Source organism: Methylophaga marina (genome assembly GCF_030296755.1).
Classification (GTDB): Bacteria; Pseudomonadota; Gammaproteobacteria; order Nitrosococcales; family Methylophagaceae; genus Methylophaga; species Methylophaga marina.
Window position 1 is genome coordinate 1,573,533 of the sequence record NZ_AP027741.1, and the last position, 18,038, is coordinate 1,591,570.

20 protein-coding genes are annotated in these 18,038 nt (G+C 42.8%); 14 read left to right on the forward strand and 6 right to left on the reverse strand.

The window, feature by feature from the left end; genetic code table 11:
- The first annotated feature begins 106 nt into the window (after positions 1-106).
- Both QUE24_RS08095 and QUE24_RS08100 read left to right on the forward strand, forming a co-directional pair.
- The gene (locus QUE24_RS08095; RefSeq protein ID WP_286303357.1) at positions 107-2,509 is read left to right on the forward strand and encodes a TonB-dependent siderophore receptor; all 2,403 of its coding nucleotides are present in this window, start codon (positions 107-109) and stop codon (positions 2,507-2,509) included.
- 5 nt (positions 2,510-2,514) lie between these two features.
- Entirely contained in the window at positions 2,515-3,357 is an 843-nt protein-coding gene (locus tag QUE24_RS08100) for an alpha/beta hydrolase (RefSeq protein ID WP_286303358.1), read from the forward strand.
- A 131-nt stretch (positions 3,358-3,488) separates the two neighbouring features.
- Here QUE24_RS08100 and QUE24_RS08105 read toward each other — a convergent pair whose 3' ends face one another.
- Entirely contained in the window at positions 3,489-4,193 is a 705-nt protein-coding gene (locus tag QUE24_RS08105; protein WP_286303359.1) for an FMN-dependent NADH-azoreductase, read from the reverse strand.
- Between the two features lie 139 nt (positions 4,194-4,332).
- On the opposite strand from QUE24_RS08105, the gene QUE24_RS08110 reads away from it, so the two are divergent.
- The 6 genes from QUE24_RS08110 (at position 4,333) to QUE24_RS08135 (ending at position 8,297) form a co-directional block, all read left to right on the forward strand.
- On the forward strand, positions 4,333-5,184 hold the full coding sequence (locus QUE24_RS08110; RefSeq protein WP_286303360.1) for a LysR family transcriptional regulator: 852 nt from the start codon (positions 4,333-4,335) through the stop codon (positions 5,182-5,184).
- A 128-nt stretch (positions 5,185-5,312) separates the two neighbouring features.
- Positions 5,313-5,993, forward strand: a complete 681-nt coding sequence (locus QUE24_RS08115; RefSeq protein WP_286303361.1) for a hypothetical protein — start codon at positions 5,313-5,315, stop codon at positions 5,991-5,993.
- 195 nt (positions 5,994-6,188) lie between these two features.
- Entirely contained in the window at positions 6,189-6,740 is a 552-nt protein-coding gene (locus QUE24_RS08120) for a hypothetical protein (RefSeq protein WP_286303362.1), read from the forward strand.
- A 309-nt stretch (positions 6,741-7,049) separates the two neighbouring features.
- Positions 7,050-7,259, forward strand: a complete 210-nt coding sequence (locus QUE24_RS08125) for a cold-shock protein (RefSeq protein ID WP_284723449.1) — start codon at positions 7,050-7,052, stop codon at positions 7,257-7,259.
- A 278-nt stretch (positions 7,260-7,537) separates the two neighbouring features.
- Entirely contained in the window at positions 7,538-8,083 is a 546-nt protein-coding gene (locus QUE24_RS08130) for a DUF2975 domain-containing protein (protein WP_286303363.1), read from the forward strand.
- Between the two features lies 1 nt (position 8,084).
- On the forward strand, positions 8,085-8,297 hold the full coding sequence (locus QUE24_RS08135) for a helix-turn-helix domain-containing protein (RefSeq protein ID WP_286303364.1): 213 nt from the start codon (positions 8,085-8,087) through the stop codon (positions 8,295-8,297).
- Positions 8,298-8,464: 167 nt separating this feature from the next.
- Here the strand turns inward: QUE24_RS08135 and QUE24_RS08140 are convergent, their stop codons facing one another.
- A complete protein-coding gene (locus tag QUE24_RS08140; protein ID WP_286303365.1) occupies positions 8,465-8,752 on the reverse strand; it encodes a DUF3144 domain-containing protein in 288 nt (95 codons plus the stop codon).
- Positions 8,753-9,020: 268 nt separating this feature from the next.
- Here QUE24_RS08140 and QUE24_RS08145 point away from each other — a divergent pair, with 268 nt between their 5' ends.
- Complete coding sequence (locus QUE24_RS08145) at positions 9,021-9,353, forward strand: YnfA family protein (RefSeq protein ID WP_286303366.1); 333 nt, start codon at positions 9,021-9,023, stop codon at positions 9,351-9,353.
- Positions 9,354-9,511: 158 nt separating this feature from the next.
- Here the strand turns inward: QUE24_RS08145 and QUE24_RS08150 are convergent, their stop codons facing one another.
- From QUE24_RS08150 to QUE24_RS08165, 4 genes are read right to left on the reverse strand one after another with little or no spacing between them, the layout of a single operon-like run.
- Positions 9,512-9,877, reverse strand: a complete 366-nt coding sequence (locus QUE24_RS08150) for a VOC family protein (protein WP_286303367.1) — start codon at positions 9,875-9,877, stop codon at positions 9,512-9,514.
- A gap of 36 nt (positions 9,878-9,913) precedes the next feature.
- Positions 9,914-10,117 (reverse strand): hypothetical protein, encoded by a 204-nt coding sequence (locus QUE24_RS08155; RefSeq protein ID WP_286303368.1) that lies wholly within the window; start codon positions 10,115-10,117, stop codon positions 9,914-9,916.
- Positions 10,118-10,139: 22 nt separating this feature from the next.
- Positions 10,140-10,754 (reverse strand): class I SAM-dependent methyltransferase, encoded by a 615-nt coding sequence (locus tag QUE24_RS08160; protein WP_286303369.1) that lies wholly within the window; start codon positions 10,752-10,754, stop codon positions 10,140-10,142.
- A gap of 11 nt (positions 10,755-10,765) precedes the next feature.
- Positions 10,766-11,146, reverse strand: a complete 381-nt coding sequence (locus QUE24_RS08165) for a hypothetical protein (protein ID WP_286303370.1) — start codon at positions 11,144-11,146, stop codon at positions 10,766-10,768.
- Between the two features lie 271 nt (positions 11,147-11,417).
- On the opposite strand from QUE24_RS08165, the gene QUE24_RS08170 reads away from it, so the two are divergent.
- From QUE24_RS08170 to QUE24_RS08190, 5 genes are all read left to right on the forward strand, one after another.
- Positions 11,418-13,691, forward strand: coding sequence for a bifunctional diguanylate cyclase/phosphodiesterase (locus QUE24_RS08170; RefSeq protein ID WP_286303371.1), 2,274 nt, complete (start codon positions 11,418-11,420; stop codon positions 13,689-13,691).
- A gap of 514 nt (positions 13,692-14,205) precedes the next feature.
- Positions 14,206-16,470, forward strand: a complete 2,265-nt coding sequence (locus QUE24_RS08175; RefSeq protein ID WP_286303372.1) for a nitric-oxide reductase large subunit — start codon at positions 14,206-14,208, stop codon at positions 16,468-16,470.
- Between the two features lie 30 nt (positions 16,471-16,500).
- Entirely contained in the window at positions 16,501-16,899 is a 399-nt protein-coding gene (locus QUE24_RS08180) for a SirB2 family protein (RefSeq protein ID WP_286303373.1), read from the forward strand.
- 70 nt (positions 16,900-16,969) lie between these two features.
- Complete coding sequence (locus QUE24_RS08185) at positions 16,970-17,413, forward strand: CopD family protein (protein ID WP_286303374.1); 444 nt, start codon at positions 16,970-16,972, stop codon at positions 17,411-17,413.
- Between the two features lie 26 nt (positions 17,414-17,439).
- Complete coding sequence (locus QUE24_RS08190; RefSeq protein ID WP_286303375.1) at positions 17,440-17,787, forward strand: DUF488 domain-containing protein; 348 nt, start codon at positions 17,440-17,442, stop codon at positions 17,785-17,787.
- Positions 17,788-18,038: the final 251 nt, after the last annotated feature.

The window sequence follows — 18,038 nt, forward strand, 5'->3', positions numbered from 1 at the left end:
TTTCAGTCTATTAAGAATTATTTCATCAATAATGAAAAAAACATTACGGATTTGCTTTGTTCAATCGAAGTACAGGTAAAGACACTTTATTCACTATGAGGTTGATATGTCCTACCTGAAAACATCACGTCCACATCGACACGTATTTAAAACCTTGCCTCTCAGCATGATGATGGCTGTGGCTATTGGTTCAGCTGTTGTTACTACACCTTTCCAAGTTCATGCTGAAAATGTTCAGGCCACTACACAGGCCTTTAATATTCCGGCTGGGCCACTTGATCAAGTGCTTAATCGCTTTGCTTTGGCTGCGAATATCGATCTGTCAGTGAACTCACAAATCACAGCCAATAAACGCAGCCGGGGTCTGGATTCCACTGTTGATGTGCAAACGGGCTTACAGCGCTTGTTATCACCGCATGGCTTGGTCGCCGTTAAAACATCAGCAACCAGCTATACCGTTAAACAAATCACAGATGGCTCAGAAGACGGTGTAGATTTACCCGTGGTCAACATTGATGCTGAAGGCATGAGAGAAACAGCCACAAGTTCAGTGGACGGCTATTTAGCCACACGCAGTGCCTCAGCCACGAAAACCGATACTCCACTAATTGAAACACCTCGCTCTGTAACAGTGGTAACCGCTGATCAAATTAAAGATCGCAAAGTGCAAACCGTTGAAGATGCCGTGGCCTATGCTGCGGGTGTTCAAATAGGTGGTTCGGGTTATGACCCACGCTTTGATCAGATTACGATTCGTGGATATGAAGTGACGACCAATGCTGATTATCGTGATGGTTTACGTCAAACCAACACCGGCTGGTTATCGTATTTCAGAACTGAACCCTATGGTTTGGAGCGTATTGAAGTCGTGAAAGGGCCTGACTCTGTTTTATTCGGGCAGATCAGCCCTGGTGGATTGGTCAACCGTGTTAGCAAACGCCCCACAACAGAAACCATTCGCGAAGTAGAAATTCAAGCGGGAACGGATGACCACTATCAAGGCCAATTTGATTTTGCCGGTAAATTGGGGGAAACCAATGAGTGGACCTATCGTGTAGTCGGCTTGGCCCGTAACAGTGATTCCGATATCCGCGGTGTGATTGATGATAATGTCTACTTCGCACCATCTCTCACATGGCGTCCTAATGACGATACCAGCCTGACATTGTTAGCTCAGCGTCAACGTTATGAAACAGCAGGGTCCCCACGTCCATTCCAGCTACCTTCTGGTGAACTGACGGATTTCTGGTCGGGTGATGAAGACTTCGACAAGCTTCTCCAAACACAAACCTCTATTGGCTATGAGTTTGAACATCGCTTCAATGACACATTCACCGTCAGACAAAACGCCAGATATAGCTATATTGATACTACCAATCAATACACAAGTTCATCATTAGATGCGGATGGTCATACACTCAACCGTACAGCAACGGGCGTTTATGAAGATATGCACAACACCGCCATTGATACCGCCGTGGAAAGTCATTTTTCCACCGGTCAGCTGACGCATACATTACTCACCGGTTTGGATTTTTATCAGGTTAATAGCCGAGTGAAATATGCCTATGGCGATGCACTATCAATAGATATGTGGAATCCGGATTACCATCAATCTATTGCTAAGCCATCCACACTGTACTCATTCGGTAATACCCAAACGGAAAGTGAACAGTTTGGTCTGTATGTGCAGGACCAGATCAGTATCGACAAATGGCGTGTGACGTTAGGGCTGCGTCATGATTGGGTGGATAAAGACTCATACAATTACTTCAGTGGTATTTGGACAGACATAGATGATGAAAAAACCACGGGTAGTGCCGGTGTGTTGTATGCATTTGATAACGGTATTAGCCCATACATCAGCTATGCAACGTCATACATTGCACAGTTTAGTACCAATGCTTACGGCTCAAACTACAAACCAACAGAAGGCGAGCAGTGGGAAGCGGGGATTAAATACCAGCCAGTCGGCTATCAGAGTTTCTTCACGGCCAGCGTGTTTAACTTGATTGAAAGCAATGTGCTGACACAAGATCCTAACAACATTAACAATAGCATTCAGAAAGGCGAACGCCGTGTCCAAGGCTTGGAGTTAGAAGCCAATATGAACTTTGATTTTGGCCTGAACCTAGTGGCGAGCTATACCTATCAAGACGCCAAAATCACCGAAAGTAATGACGGTGATGAAGGGAATCAATTTACTGGTGTGCCAAGACATCTCGCTTCCTTCTGGGGTAACTATGATGTGACCCATGACCTGCAAGCTGGATTAGGTGTCCGTTATGTAGGTGAGTCATACAGCAATACACAAAATACCGATAAAAATGAATCTTACTCGATTGTAGAAGCAAGAACGTCTTATAGTCTGGATCAGTGGGTGAGGGGAGCAACACTTGCTGTGAATGCCTCTAACTTGTTCGATAAAGAATATGAGGTGTGTGAAGCTGGCTACTGCTATCGAGGCATCGGTCGTAAAGTCATCGCCAGCTTTAACTACAACTGGTAAGTCCGATGTTGAGATTAAGACACATACTTAGATTTCTCATCATCATATGCTGCTACCTGCCTTTGCAGGTAGTGGCTCAGTCGGTTTCATTACCAGCCACTGAGCAGTTCACCCTAAAAAACAAAGCAGGGCAGGAGTATCAGATCATGGTGAGTTTGCCTGAAAGCCAAACGCCCAGCAAACCGATGCCAGTGCTATACATTTTAGATGGTAACTCCGTGTTTGCTGCTTTTCATGATGCCAAACGAATGGAATCAGACTATGCCGACACATTGATTGTGGCGGTAGCGTACTCAACAGATGAGCCATTTGATTTTTATCGACGTTCTTATGACTTTTCACCGCCTGTGCCCAAAGAAGTGAATGACCCACCTCAAGGTGGTCAGGACGAATTTATCGACTTCTTAAAAAACACCTTACAGCCTGAAATCGCTCGTCGTTATGACATTCACCAAGAACGGCAATCATTATATGGTCATTCTTTCGGTGGCATGTTCACACTCTATGCGATTTACACCCAGCCAACCTTATTTCAACATTACATCGTTTCCAGCCCCAGCCTGTGGTGGGCACATCGCTATCTGATGCCGCATGAGCAAATGTTTATGAAACAAGTGAAAGCAGGTGAAGTATCACTGGTCGATAAAAGCCTGTATCTGCTGGTGGCAGAGGGCGATGATGTGCAGGAACGGCAGGATATTGAACTGCTGGCAGACCGAATGAAAGCCCTGTCGGCCTATGGTTTCCGAAGTGCCTATTACCTCCAAGAAGACGAAGACCATATGTCCTTACCCATCACCATTGCTCATCGTGTTTTACGACAAGCGTTTAATCCAAGGCTTCGTTAAGTCATTTGTTTGGTAACATCAGGTTACAAGCTGATTGATGGTAATAGCTGGCAGGACAGCCCGTAACGTAGATGATATCTTCATCAACTACGTCTTCTCCAAAATGGATGAGAATGTCTTCATTAATAGGGTTACAGATTTTTGACCACATTTTCTGGTGATGTGGCCACGACCGGAAAGCTAAGTTCTGTGGCTATTCTCTCGGCGCGATATTTTGCATCAGCTACAGATCTGCTATGTCTATCGTCGCCAAATTCTTGGTATTCAGCAGCGATCTCATACACCGTATCCGCTCCTAAATATTTACTTAGTGTAAGTAAGTGTGGCGTCAGGTGATTAGAGCCTTCTCTTATTCCACCTTTTTGAAAACCGAACTCTCCACTAGAGGTCACGATAATCAATGTCTTTCCAGAAAGTAGTGGCTGTAATGGGGAATCTCCTCGTGCGAGATCGAAATCAAACGTTTTGTCTATACGTACAATTTGATCGAACCATGCTTTTAGCTGAGCAGGCATGCCGTAGTTATACATGGGAGAAGATATCAAGATAATATCGGCTGCTACCACTTCAGCGATCAGTTTATCTGATAATGCCAGCGTCTCTTTCTGTGCTGGGGTCCTCTTTTCCTCAGGTGTAAACACAGCGCCAACCCAATCCTGAGTGATGAAGTCAGGAGGGTTTACACCAACATCACGATAGATATATTCATCTATAGGACGATTCTTTCTCCATGTATCAATAAATCGGAAAGCAATATTTTTTGATATGGAATTGTGATCTGGATTTGGGTTGGTAGTAGCTCTAACGCTCGAATCTACATGTAATAGTGTGCTCATGGTGATGACCTTAGTTGATTAATGATAGGTACTATTCTGAGAGTCTTTCTCGCGTTGTACAAACGAAAAAGTTACACTTGTAGATGAGTTTAAATCATCTATTTTGTCAAGCGGCTAATGGTTTATTAGGAGATTAAATTTGCAGGTATCGTTACAGGCGTTGAAAGTATTCGAGTCGGCTGCGCGTCAGGGAAGCTTTAAGTTAGCTGCAGAAGAACTGGCACTGACACCGACAGCCATTTCTCACCACATTAGCAATCTGGAAAGTCGGTTGAATGTAAGTTTGTTTCATCGACAGGGAAGGCGAATTTCACTCACAGAAACAGGTGAACTATTAGCGAGAGCAACCACGGACGGGTTTCTGAAAATTGATCATGCACTGGAAGAAGTCGCAAAGGTTGGCACTACGGTCAGGGTGACAACTACTTCTTCATTAGCTGCGATGGTGTTGATTCCTTACCAGTATGAATTTGAACAAAACAACCCAGGTATCTCGATGGAGATATCGACTGGCGAATCACTTGATAATCAATCACATACTATTCCGATTCGTTTCGGTGATATTTCAACTGTTGAAGATTTTGATGTCATTAGAACGGAGTCATTCGATATATTTGGGACTAATGGAGTCGCGTCTGCTTCTTGGTTTAATGATCCTATTACCTTGTATACAACACAGTGGAAGAATAAATTATTACCCAAGCCTCCATTAGACACTTGGTTGAAGTTAAATGGACTGGAAGGGGCCAATATTAACCTTAAAAAATTTGATCAAGAACTGTTCGGGATTCAGCAGGCTATGGCTGGAAATGGGCTAGTATTCTGTTCTACGACGCTCGCTAATAGATTGGTGAAATCCAATCTTCTACAACAATATAAAACGAGACCGGTTCAATCAGAGCTTTGCTATTACATACCGAATAAGAATAATTTTGACACTGGAAGTGCAGTCAGATTTATAAATTGGATTGAAGATATTTTGAATCAATAATTCGTACAAACAATCCTCAACTGATGATTTTAAATGCTGGATGCTTAGAAAGTATGGATCCGAATAATAAACGGTTTATTTAATATTTTTTTCATAAATACACTATTCGTGAGAAATCGGAGTTCATCATGAAAAATTTCGAAATCCGTAAACTTCTAGTCAGTGATGACAGCGAGGCTAGAGAACAGTTCGAGGGGGATTTTTCTAATGAAATTGATGAGCTCTCAGATTTATTCGCTGACTCCTTACAGCATCTTAAAGAGTCTGATTGTGCTAAAGATGAGTCTACGAGAGCTGGAATAGTATCTGGATATCTACACTTGGCTATAGAGTCTGCTGTCACAGCAACACAATTACTTTCCTTAGGTCATATCGCGCCAGCCGGAAATTCTATGCGCATCTCCTATGAGTCTTTATGCATTGCAGCTCTGATGCGAAAGAATATTAAAGTTACCGTTTTAAATGGAAAATATAAGTTCGATTTCTACAATGACTTTATGGATAAGCGTCCTCATGCTAGAGCTGATAAAGTAGTTGCTCTAGTTCTTAAAAATAATAAGTTGCTTTCTATTTCAGACAAAGGTTGCGAGTTTCTGAAAGCAGCAAGAGATTTTTACAATGCCTACAGCCATGCCAGCCATTTGTTTGTTCACTCGAAAATAAAACCGTCAACAAAGCAAATGTATATCGCTGGTGGCTACGATTCTGAGAGAAAATCAGATTTTGAGAGCCTGCTTAAATATATAGTTACATATTGTAAAAACATTAAAACTTGGGTTACATCCATAGCCTACAACGTTCCTAGCTAGATAACTGAGGTGGCGACACACCTTATACTTCATCAATAGGTTAAGGTGTTTGATTTCAATAACTGGAGTCATGTCAAGAACTATTAAGACCAGCCTTGCGACACCGTGGCCGAATAGCGAAAAGTAAGGTATTTTTGTACTGACCCTAAATATTTAATCTGTTTCCCTGACTGAATTATAAAAGGAGTTGAAACGATGCCGGCACATAATATTTTTATCATCAGTGTGACACTACTGTTAGCGAGCATCGGCACCGTGCATGCAGACCTTTTTAATGTGGAATTACGTAAGGCTTATGCACAATGTAAAACAGCGCAAAAAGCATGTGAAACTATCTGCAAACAGGCTGTCATCGCAAGAAAGAAAGCTGCGGCTGATGCCGAAGATAAAACCCAACAATGCATTGCCGAGCATGGTCAGCAATTTCCCGAATCAGTCATCAAGCAGAAAAGTGAAGGAGCGTTGATAGATGGGTTCGCTTGGATGTCAGATGTCACTGGTACCTATATGCGACCAGGCCGAGGCCTATCATATATAGTTGATGCGCCAGGTAATCAAGACTGGGCAAAACACTGCAAGGGAGAAGCCAGAGTCAACCCTGAAAATGCTCAGCAGGTTAAAACCACATTAAGAAATTCACCCAGAGTCATCCCCAGAAAAACGATGTTGAAACTTAGCAAAATTCAATATTACACAGGCCGCGGCCAAACTAAATGCGTGTTTTCTAAAATTGAAGTATTGGAATAGATTCTGCAAAACTCAGTTAAGGCAGATGCTATAGGATCAGGGTGTTTGATTTTATCTTCAACAATATTCTTTTGCTGGTGAATAATAGCGATGAGGAGAAATAACTAATAGCATCAGTGAATTAATATCTGTACATTCCCAGTAAAACCCTATACTGTGTACTCAGCTCGAAAGTAAGACTTTTATTTATACTCTCCATCTCGTTGTTTTATTCGTAATTCCCCGTCCTGAAGTTTCTAGATTCCAGCTCGTTTTCACGCTATTCACGCCTCTAGAGGCATTTTTATATTTGAAATTCAGGTAATTATTATGTCAAACACAGTTAATGGAACAGTAAAATGGTTTAACGAAGCGAAAGGTTTCGGTTTTATCGAACAAGAGTCTGGAGCAGACGTATTTGCCCATTTCAGTGCTATTACTAGCTCAGGTTTCAAAACCTTAGCAGAAGGCCAAAAAGTTGAGTTCACTGTAACTCAGGGCGCAAAAGGACCACAAGCTGAGAACATCGTAGCTGTATAAGCTCGTTCCCGGTTATAAAAAAGGGCAAGTCCGCAAGGACTTGCCCTTTTTTTGGAAGTTAAATTGTCTGATTTACTGCTTTGCCCATTATGGTCGATTTTTCTACTATGTTTAGATCCGGTCTTACACGTGATGTAGCCAAAAACTTTTAAGGTCATTTACTGAATCACGTGACGGGCTAAAATTAAATTATTATTGTTTTACGATAATTTTTTATTCCAAAAAAATAATTTATAGGTTAAAGTCAACACTCATTTAAAAGTTTGAAGGCTTGTGCTATGAAGAATAAAACCAACCAAGATCGTATTTCACATTTTAGTGCTCAACTAAAACTTATATTGACCACTTTTATTATTCTAATTCCAACCCTTACACTCGTTTATTGGTTATTTTTTAATAGCTTGCAAGCTGCTGGTTTCGTTATTGAATTACCCGTTGAAATCACGACTGAAATTGATTTAATAACTCGATTGTTAGCTTTTTTGGTTTGTTTACTGCCGATCACTGTAGCGTTATATGCCGCTGTCCAATTGAGAAGACTCTTTAGTCTCTATCAGCAAGGCATCATCTTCTCTTATGACAATGTCATCTGCTTTAAGCGTATGGGATTAGCTTTACTGGCTTGGGTGATAGTAGGCACTATATCCGATACTTTGCTCAGCTTAGCTTTGACCATTCAAAACCCTGTTGGGGAACGATTACTCACCATAGGATTTGGCTCTTCTGAGATGACCACTTTAATTACTGGCTCTGTGATATTAGTGATTTCTTGGGTAATGAAAGAGGCTGTAGAAATGAAACACGAACAGGAATTTACCGTTTAATATGAGTATCGTTATTAACGTCGATGTGATGCTGGCCAAACGTAAGATGAAATCAAACGAACTGGCGAAACGAGTTGGAATTTCTGAGCAAAACCTTTCCATACTGAAAACTGGCAAAGCAAAAGCTATCCGTTTATCAACACTTGATGCTATTTGCACAGCTCTTAACTGTCAGCCTGGTGACTTGCTGGAATATCACCCTGAAGAAGAATAGCTGGGGTCATAAGGTGATGTCGTCAGTCTACTTTATATTTCTATTTGTAGGGACATGTTATGACTTGAGCGTCATAGCCGTATAACCTCGTTCTCGATCATAAAAAAGGGCAAGTCCGTAAGGATTTGCCCTTTTGTTTTGGCGCTTTATAAACCGTTTGTGGTGAATTACTTCTGTGTATAGTTATCAAACCGAGCGATATATTCTTCAAGGTTTTGATTGAGCATTTCGGCATAACGCTGAGTGAAGTATTCAATAGCCGCTTGTTTTTCGGCTTGCAGGTTTTCTGCGTTTTCAACGGAACGGGCGACGCTGAAAGCATTAAAACGGGCGGCTGAAAAGAGAACGGCTGTATTAACGTCTTCTACAGAACTTTCAGCTGCTTGCTGATTGGCAATCGCGACGAACTCATCGACACGTTCTTGAAATGTTTTGCTTGGTGAATTTTCACTCATTCTTTTTCTCTCATTGGTTTTATAGGTTTGAAATGTATTGTCTGTAGCTAAGGCGTTTTTATTATTTATATCTGAGCTATTTGAACGGAGACATCATAGCAGATAGAAAACATGATAAAACCTTTGCCGCTATAGGGATAACCTGTCCTGTCCAACTAATTGCGAGCGTTCATGAGTATCAAGCAGACAGAGGCTTTGATACATTATCTATTATGGGATGGCTTTTCCAACACAAGGCCATTAAGTAAAACAATTAAGGGAGCATCTGTTGCCCGAACTAAAAATAGTAGGCTTGTTTCTTGTGACGGCTTTAGCAGAAATTATTGGCTGTTACCTGCCGTACCTTTGGCTACGTGAGGGAAAATCCATTTGGCTGCTAGTGCCTGCTGCACTCAGTCTTTCTTTGTTTGCCTGGTTGTTGTCTTTGCATCCAACGGCAGCCGGTCGCGTGTATGCCGCTTATGGTGGGGTATATATTTTCATGGCTATTTTATGGTTATGGGCTGTAGATGGTATTCGTCCTACCGTATGGGATATGGTTGGTTCTGGCGTGGCATTGTTGGGTATGGCGATTATTATGTTCGCACCACGAGGCTCCTAAAGACTGAGTTTTAACTCGCTTGCTTGATTACCGTTATTTGATGTTATCAATGAACAAATCAAGCTTAAAAATGCTCAGGCCAGGGCCTTTGCCAATGCTTTTATTCAAATTACATATAAAGTTGAGTATCAGTAACTTTGATAAGTTATGACACAAGTTCAAATATTCTGAGCGATACGCCATAACACACCACTTGGATCGTAGAGAACAAAGTCGAGCATCCCCCAAGGTTGTTCGGTGACAGCCGATATTTCAACCTTATACTTGTCTGTTATCCCAGCTTCGATAATGTGTTGATGCCAAGACTGCACGTCTTCCACAAGCAGGTGCATCATCAAATTTTCAGCCAGCGTTTGGTCATAAAAATTCTGAAGTAGAAAACTACAGTTACCGTGATAGAAGTAGGTCACACCAGCGGTATCAGATGCCTGCGTGAAGCCAAGGTCAGCATAAAAGGCTTGAGAGATTTCATAGTCTTTAGCCGGAATAAATGCTTTGATTTCAATGGTGTTCATATTTGCCATGGCTAACTGTTCCTTATTAAGGATGAGTCTGTAGGCTTATCGCTTTGATAATTTGATAGCGATACCGATGATACACATCACGAGCCAGACGATATAGCTAGGTAGCCAAGATGCATTCCAAGCTTCAGAAAAGACCATGGCTGCTGGTTGATTGAGATAAAAGTTGGCTAAAAGATTAAGTAATAAAACAATCATTAGACCGATAAGGCCGATCGTTAAGAGCATGTTTTTCCGTTTCATTATTTTCATCCTTGTGGAGAGTTTATTCGTCTATCGAACGGACTTTTTGTGCGATAAGGAAAGTGTGTAATTCCGGATATTGATCATATTCCAGATGCAGACACTGACAACCTAGTTTCATTAATAATGCCAAAAAGCCATTCGTACCTAAACTGGAGTAATACACTTCTGGTCCCATGAAATCATCTGTATGTTCGCCGGGTTCATTCGTGCCGCCAAATGAAAAAATCAATATGCCGCCCATGTTCAGGCTGTTAACCAGCTTAGTTAATACAGGCTTTTGTTGCCCCAGTGGAATATGCCAAATGCTATCCCAGGCGGTAATGAAGTCGTAGCAGTTCTCAATCTCCCATTTGCAGATATCTTCATGGTGAAATGTCACTTCTGGATGACGTTGTCTGGCAAGGTCGATCATTTTGCTGGAAATATCGACACCTTCAACGTGAAATCCTTCTGTTTGAAGGAGGTCGATAAAACGTCCGGTACAACCACAGCCAACATCCAGTGCATTACCTCGATGGTCAGTAAAACTGATAGCACGCTTATGCGCTTCGATACCGTTATTTCTTTTAAAGTCCTTGCTTTGCCAGAGGTGGGTAATGGTGTCGTAGGCTTTGCCAATATCGTCTGGATTCATATGAGAGTAGGTCACAATTTATTGGCTTTTGTGTATTCCTCAATAAACTCATTAATGAGGAATTCAACACTCTCATACAATTCATCCATGTCAGCGATATCTTTGGCATATCGTCCCCAGACAAACCCGTCTTTGCTATAGCATTTTCCATTAACGCGATAGGACATGGTTCTGCTGAAATCGAGATAAAGCAGAAATTCACCCGCATGCACTTCAACACGTAAAAATAGCTGAGCATCATCACGTGGGCTTTGCTGAATATTAGCAGCGTATAACTGACTATCGATGATGGCTTCCAGCTCACTCTCATCAACACTATCCGGCTCCACGGTATACACCACATAAAGCTGATCTGGTTTAGTTATTTCAAGGCCTGTACCAGTGTTTGCCATAACGGAAGAAGCCTGTAGTATAAGACTGACTATGAAGAAAAAAGGCAGGAAGCGTTGGAGTGTTGGGTTTGTCATTTAAGCGCTCAATATCAATTGATGGTATTGGATTCATTGCTGAGTTTGATGATAACAGAGCGTGCCAAGCTTGCGAATTTTAGCGGTTCTTTTTGAAGAACGTTATCAATTATTCCGAATCATTCATCTGTCCTGTTATGGCGTTATATATCCAGCTAAGCTATCGGCTACCTGTAAGAATCGAGTGGTTTTTTTTATGAATACTGTGTGGATGTCAGCATTAAGAATATCCATCATTTACGTGATTATTGGTGGCATATGGATAATCACTTCCGACCAGGCTCTTTCATATTTTTTCATTGATAAACAAACACTTGTTGAGCTACAAACTATAAAGGGCTGGTTCTTTATTATCGCTACGGGTCTCATTCTTTTCTGGCTAGTTTATCGTCAGTTGAGAAATATGAATGAGGCTGAAGAGCGCTTACGCTATGCGCTGAATGCTTCTGGTGATGGCGTTTGGGACTGGGATGTGCCTTCAAGCAAGGTGTGGTACTCCAAGCAGCTGCAAACAATGCTTGGCTATGCCGATGGGGAATTCAGTAACAGCCTTGATGAATGGTCGAGTCGTGTTCATCCGGATGATCTGGCGTTGGTGATGGAAGATTTACAGCGTCACCTTGATGGTAAAACAGATTGTTATATCAATGAGCACCGCATGCGCTGTAAAAATGGGCATTACAAGTGGATTCGTGATAGTGGACTGGTGATTACTCGTGATGAACATGGGAAACCTATACGCCTTGTCGGTACACACGCTGACATAACCACCCGTAAAGAAGCAGATGAAAAACTCAAGCTGGCCAATACGGTATTTACCCATGCTTATGAAGGGATTTTAGTCACTGATACTGATAATAAGATTATCGAAGTCAATGACGCTTTCACTAGAATCACGGGCTACAGCAGAGAAGATGTTATCGGTAAGAGCCCTAAACTCCTTCAGTCAGGTAAACATTCTCTAACGTTCTATGAAGAGATGTGGCATTCAATTAAGACGGAAGGCTATTGGTCTGGTGAGGTCTCAAACATACACAAAAATGGACAGCCATTTATAGAAATGCTGACGATCAGTGAAATTCGTGATGCAGATGGTAACGCCGTTAACTATGTGGCCTTGTTTTCAGACATCACACATATTCGTGCACAACAGATAGCACTTGAGCGACTGGCAAGTTATGACCCATTAACCTCACTGCCCAACCGTATCTTACTGGCTGATTGTCTCAAGCAATCCATGGCACATTGCCAACGTCATCAACAATTATTGGCGGTGGCCTTTATTGATTTAGATGGCTTCAAGCAGGTCAATGACACTTATGGTCATGAAGTCGGCGATAAACTTCTGGTCACTATTTCTAATCGTATGAAAGCGGCGTTACGAGAGGGCGATACCCTTGCTAGGATTGGTGGGGATGAATTTATCGCCGTACTCACCGAGCTGAATGTGTTTGAAGACTGTGAATCGGTGATTGAGCGTCTGTTAACGGCATCCTCTGAGCCTATTTCTACTGATGATAAAACCTTTTCAGTGTCTGCCAGTATCGGGGTGACGTTATTTCCAGAAGACAGTGTGGATGCCGACATTCTCATGCGTCATGCTGATCATGCTATGTATACAGCTAAGCAGTTGGGTAAAAATCGCTATCACCTATTTGATGTGAATCAGGATGATGCCATCCGCTTACATAGAAAACAGTTGCTGGATATTGAGTTAGCACTGAAAAACGATGAATTTGTCATGCACTTCCAACCCATCGTCAATATGAGAACGGGCTCGGTGATTGGTTTAGAGGCCCTGCTTCGCTGGCAGTCACCTGAGGAAGGCTTGTTAACACCAGGTGCGTTTTTGCCCTACATAGAAAACAATCCCATCAGTGTTAATTTGGGTGAATGGGTTATCCATGCAGTCCTGAAACAAATCAGCCTGTGGCAAGCAGCACAGGTCACTATGCCAGATATGATCAGTATTAACATTTCAGCTTTACAGATTGAGCAGGATAATTTTGCTGATAGATTAGCCTCTCTGCTAAATGCTTATCCTGAGGTAGACCCACATAAAATTGAACTGGAAATTTTAGAAACCAGTGCCTTAGAAGACATCGAAAATGTCTCCAATACAATGAATGCCTGTGCCCAGCTTGGTGTGAAATTCGCAATTGATGATTTTGGGACAGGCTATTCATCGCTGACATATCTCAAGCATTTACCGGCGGAAATCATCAAAATAGATCAAAGCTTTGTTCGTGATATGTTGGTAGATGAGGATGATCTGGCTATTGTGAAAGGGGTGATCGGCCTGGCTAATGCCTTCCAGCGAGGCGTCATAGCCGAAGGCGTGGAATCTGCCGAACATGGAAAAGCCCTATTAGAACTTGGCTGTGAGCAAGCTCAAGGGTTTGGTATTGCGAAACCGATGCCAGCAGAGCGCGTGCCCGAGTGGATAGAAGGATGGAAACCACAGTGGTGAGTACCCAATGTTATTCAGACATCCTATCCTCACGAGTTCACTATGTGTTTTGGCTGGCTGAGTGACAGCCTATCTTTAATTATTAATGCTCTCGCTCACTTAGTTTTCAATCTCAAGAAATTCAAACGAGCCGTATCACCATTTTGATACGGCTTTTTTTATCTACTTATTGCGAAATCGTTCGCACCGCACATTATTTCGTCTATTCCTTCATTAATTTCAATTAGGAGATGAGCGTTTTTTTTCCTGTCTTTAAACTTCAACTAGTTCCATTCCTTGCTTTAAATAGGTAAATGAAATACCTTATTAAAAAGACGGGATTTGATAGCTGATGCTATGTTTTTATAAAGTCATTTTATTAAACAGAAACAAAGTGTTAACTGTTGTTCTCAATAGAGAAATATATTGATTGACGCGCAGCTGTCGACTTGTTAACTCAGTCATTCCGTCATTTACTCGGTATTCAATAAAGCCTTGCTCAGGGTATAGGCGCCATCTCACAAAGGAGTGACTGATGACAAACGTAAAAAAACTCTGGTTATTTCTCGCTTTCTTATTGTTTGTGTCTTTTGGGGTGCTGATATGGAGTGGTAATCAGATTTACCAGCAAGCGCCACCTATGCCCGAAAAGGTCCTCACTTCTGATGGTCAGCTACTTTATAGCCGCGCTGAAATTGAAAAAGGACGACAAGTCTGGCAGTCCTTTGGCGGAATGCAACTTGGCTCAATCTGGGGACACGGTGGTTATGTTGCTCCGGACTGGAGTGCCGACTGGATGCACCGAGAGTTGATGGCCTTACTCAATCTCTGGGCGAACCGAGATTATGGTGTGGAAAGTTTTGAGCTTGCCAATGCCGAACAGCAAGCCGCTTTGCAAGGCAGACTGAAGTCCCTAGTCAGAAAAAATACATACAATCCCGACACTGGCGTCATCACTTTAAGCTTGGACAGAGTCAAAGCGATAAGTCAGGTCTCTGAACATTATCAACGTCTCTTTAGTGATGAACCTTCAACGGCTGAGCTGCGTGAAGCTTATGCCATGAAAAATAACACGGTCACCGATCCAGAAAATCGTCGTGTACTCTCCGCTTTTTTCTGGTGGACGGCATGGGCCACTATGACTAATCGCATCGATGGTGACATTACTTATACCAATAACTGGCCTAATGAGCCGTTGATTGATAATAAACCGCCGGCGAGTATGTTTCTCTGGTCGGCTTTCAGTGTGACATTCCTGTTGGCTGGAATTGGTTTAATGGGCTGGTATTACGCGGTGTCTCATGGCAAAGAAGAGGCGACCAGTAAACTGCCGGCAACCGATCCCATGCGCGATTTACGACCTACACCTTCGATGATGGCAACAGCCAAATATTTCTGGGTGTTGCTCGCTTTATTCCTGGTACAAATTCTACTTGGTGCGGTGACTGCGCATTATCAGGTGGAAGGCCAGGTTATGTATGGCTTTGAGTTATCCGAAATTTTGCCTTACTCGATAACTCGCACCTGGCATACCCAACTGGCCGTGTTATGGATAGCACTTGCCTGGCTCGCGACCGGCCTTTATATCGGTCCTGCCGTATCGGGTTATGAACCGCCTTATCAGCGATTCGGGGTGAATCTTCTGTGGGTCTGCTTACTGGTCATTGTGGTCGGTGCCTTTACTGGGCAATGGTTCGCGGTGAATCAGACATTAGGATTGGAGCATAACTTCTGGTTCGGTCATCAAGGTTGGGAATATGCCGATATTGGCCGGTTCTGGCAGTGGTTCCTGTTTATCGGTTTATTACTCTGGTTATGTTTGGTGGGTCGCTCGCTCTGGCCGACATTACGTCAACCCTCTGAAAGTCGTTCCATTATTGGTTTACTGTTCTTATCCACTGTTGCCATTGGCTTGTTCTTTGGGGCGGCACTGGTCTGGAATGAACACACCCATATTTCCATGGTGGAATACTGGCGCTGGTGGTTGGTTCACCTCTGGGTTGAAGGATTCTTTGAAGTCTTTGCCACAGCAGTTATTGCGTTCTTATTTACTCGTCTGGGCTTAATCCCGGTCAAAACAGCAACAGTTGCTGTGCTGTTTGCCACGATTATTTTCATGTCGGGTGGTGTAATTGGCACATTACATCATCTCTATTTTGTCGGATCACCTACACCGGTATTAGCGTTGGGTGCCAGCTTCTCAGCACTGGAAGTGGTGCCGCTGGCCTACATAGGATTTGAGGCGTATCACAATTACACCTTGGGTCATGCAACCGAGTGGATGAAACGTTACCGCTGGCCGATTATGTTCTTTGTGGCCGTGGCGTTCTGGAATCTGGTCGGTGCGGGTTTATTTGGCTTTTTAATTAATCCACCATTATCGCTGTACTACATGCAAGGTCTTAATCTGACACCATTGCATGGTCATACCGCCTTGTTTGGTGTTTACGGGATGTTAGGTATTGGTCTGACCTTGTTCTGTATACGTGGTATCAAGCCCGATCTCATCTGGCCGGAAGGCACGCTTAAAGCCAGCTTCTGGTGTTTCAATATTGGTCTGGCACTGATGGCTTTACTCACGCTGTTACCGCTTGGTGTGATGCAATTGTTTGCCAGCCTGAATCATGGTTACTGGTATGCCCGTTCAGCAGACTTTATGCAGCAACCCGTTGTTGATTTACTGGTCTGGATGCGTGTGCCCGGCGATACCATCTTTGCTGTCGGCGCTTTGTTATTAGCCTGGTTTATTCTCAGCTTATGGATCAAACCAAAATACGAAGGTGGGCAACAACGCGGCTAAAAGCCAATCCGATTGAAGGACTGACTAACGGTGATTGAGTTCTATGATGAGGTGAGGCAAGTACACTGGCTGATGGCCTTTGCCAGTGGCGGCTTGCTCTTCATTCATGGGCTCATTCACCTGAGTCAAGCTGGTCACCTGTTTTCAACGTCCGTTCGTTATCTTCGCTACGGCGTTGATACGGTGTTAATCACGGCAGCGTTAATGCTGACCAATATCGTGCAGCAATTTCCTTTTATCGATGCTTGGCTCACGGTGAAGTTTCTGCTGCTGATGGTTTATTTGTTTCTCTCACACATCATGCTCTACAACACTCGAAACCAGCGGCAATATGTCATAGTTTGGGGGCTGGCCTTGATGACCTGGTTGTTTATTTTCAGCGTGGCGAAAACCCACAATAGCTGGGGCATATTTAGCATGCTCTTTTGAGATGAAAGTACATTCAAGCCTATGACTGGCTTGTTGAAAGCCATTTTCTAGGTGCATTTAGAGGATAGTTATGTACGGGACATTATTACTGCTTCACATACTGGCTGCCACCATATGGACGGGAGGACATATCGTCTTATCGGTTGTGATCTTGCCTAAGGTATTAAAGCATCGTTCGCCTGAAGAGCTGCTTAGTTTTGAGTCAGTGTATGAAAAGATTGGTATGCCCGCCCTGATTATTCAAATCTTAACGGGGTTGTATCTGGCTTATCATATGCTGCCAGACATCACACAATGGTTTAACCTTACAAATACCGTCTCACATGCCATCATAGCAAAATTGTGTCTGCTGCTTTTAACACTTAGCTTTGCTGTACACGCACGATTTCGCGTGATTCCTCACCTCTCTCCAGACACACTCAAAGTGATGGCCTGGCACATCATTCCCGTCACCCTTCTTTCCATCTTGTTCGTCGTTGTTGGCGTGTCATTCCGAACAGGTTGGCTTTATTAATCACGCTGCAATAACAGGAGGCATACATGAACATTAAGCTACATCGCATTTATGAAAGTGATGCACCCACAGGTTACCGAGTGCTGGTGGACCGATTATGGCCACGTGGCGTATCAAAAGAAGACGCCGATCTGGATGCTCACTGGGAAGAACTCACCCCCAGTGATGAACTACGTAAATGGTTTGACCACGATCCTGACAAATGGAACAGCTTTCGTAAACAATACCTCAGCGAACTGAGTGAACATAAACAAACCGCCAAAGACTATCTAGCCGAAGTTACCCAAAAAAATGTCGTGCTCCTCTATGCAGCAAAAGACAAACAACACAGCCATGCACATATATTAAAAGAGTATCTGGAGAAGTTGGGTTAGCAAGCGATTTTCACGTCAAACACAGAACCCGTTGGTATGAGTGCCATTCAAAAATAGAATTACCCCTTTTTATTTTATGGTTTTATATGCCACTGATAATAAATGAGTTATAGTCAGCTTTAATCAGGTAGTGAAAGAACGTTTTGTGATGACAACAAGGATTTGATTAAGAATAGAAAGGGAAAGCTTGCCATGAAATATCCGAGTCTCAGAACACTAAAAGCTAGGCACTATTTTTCACCGTTAGCTTA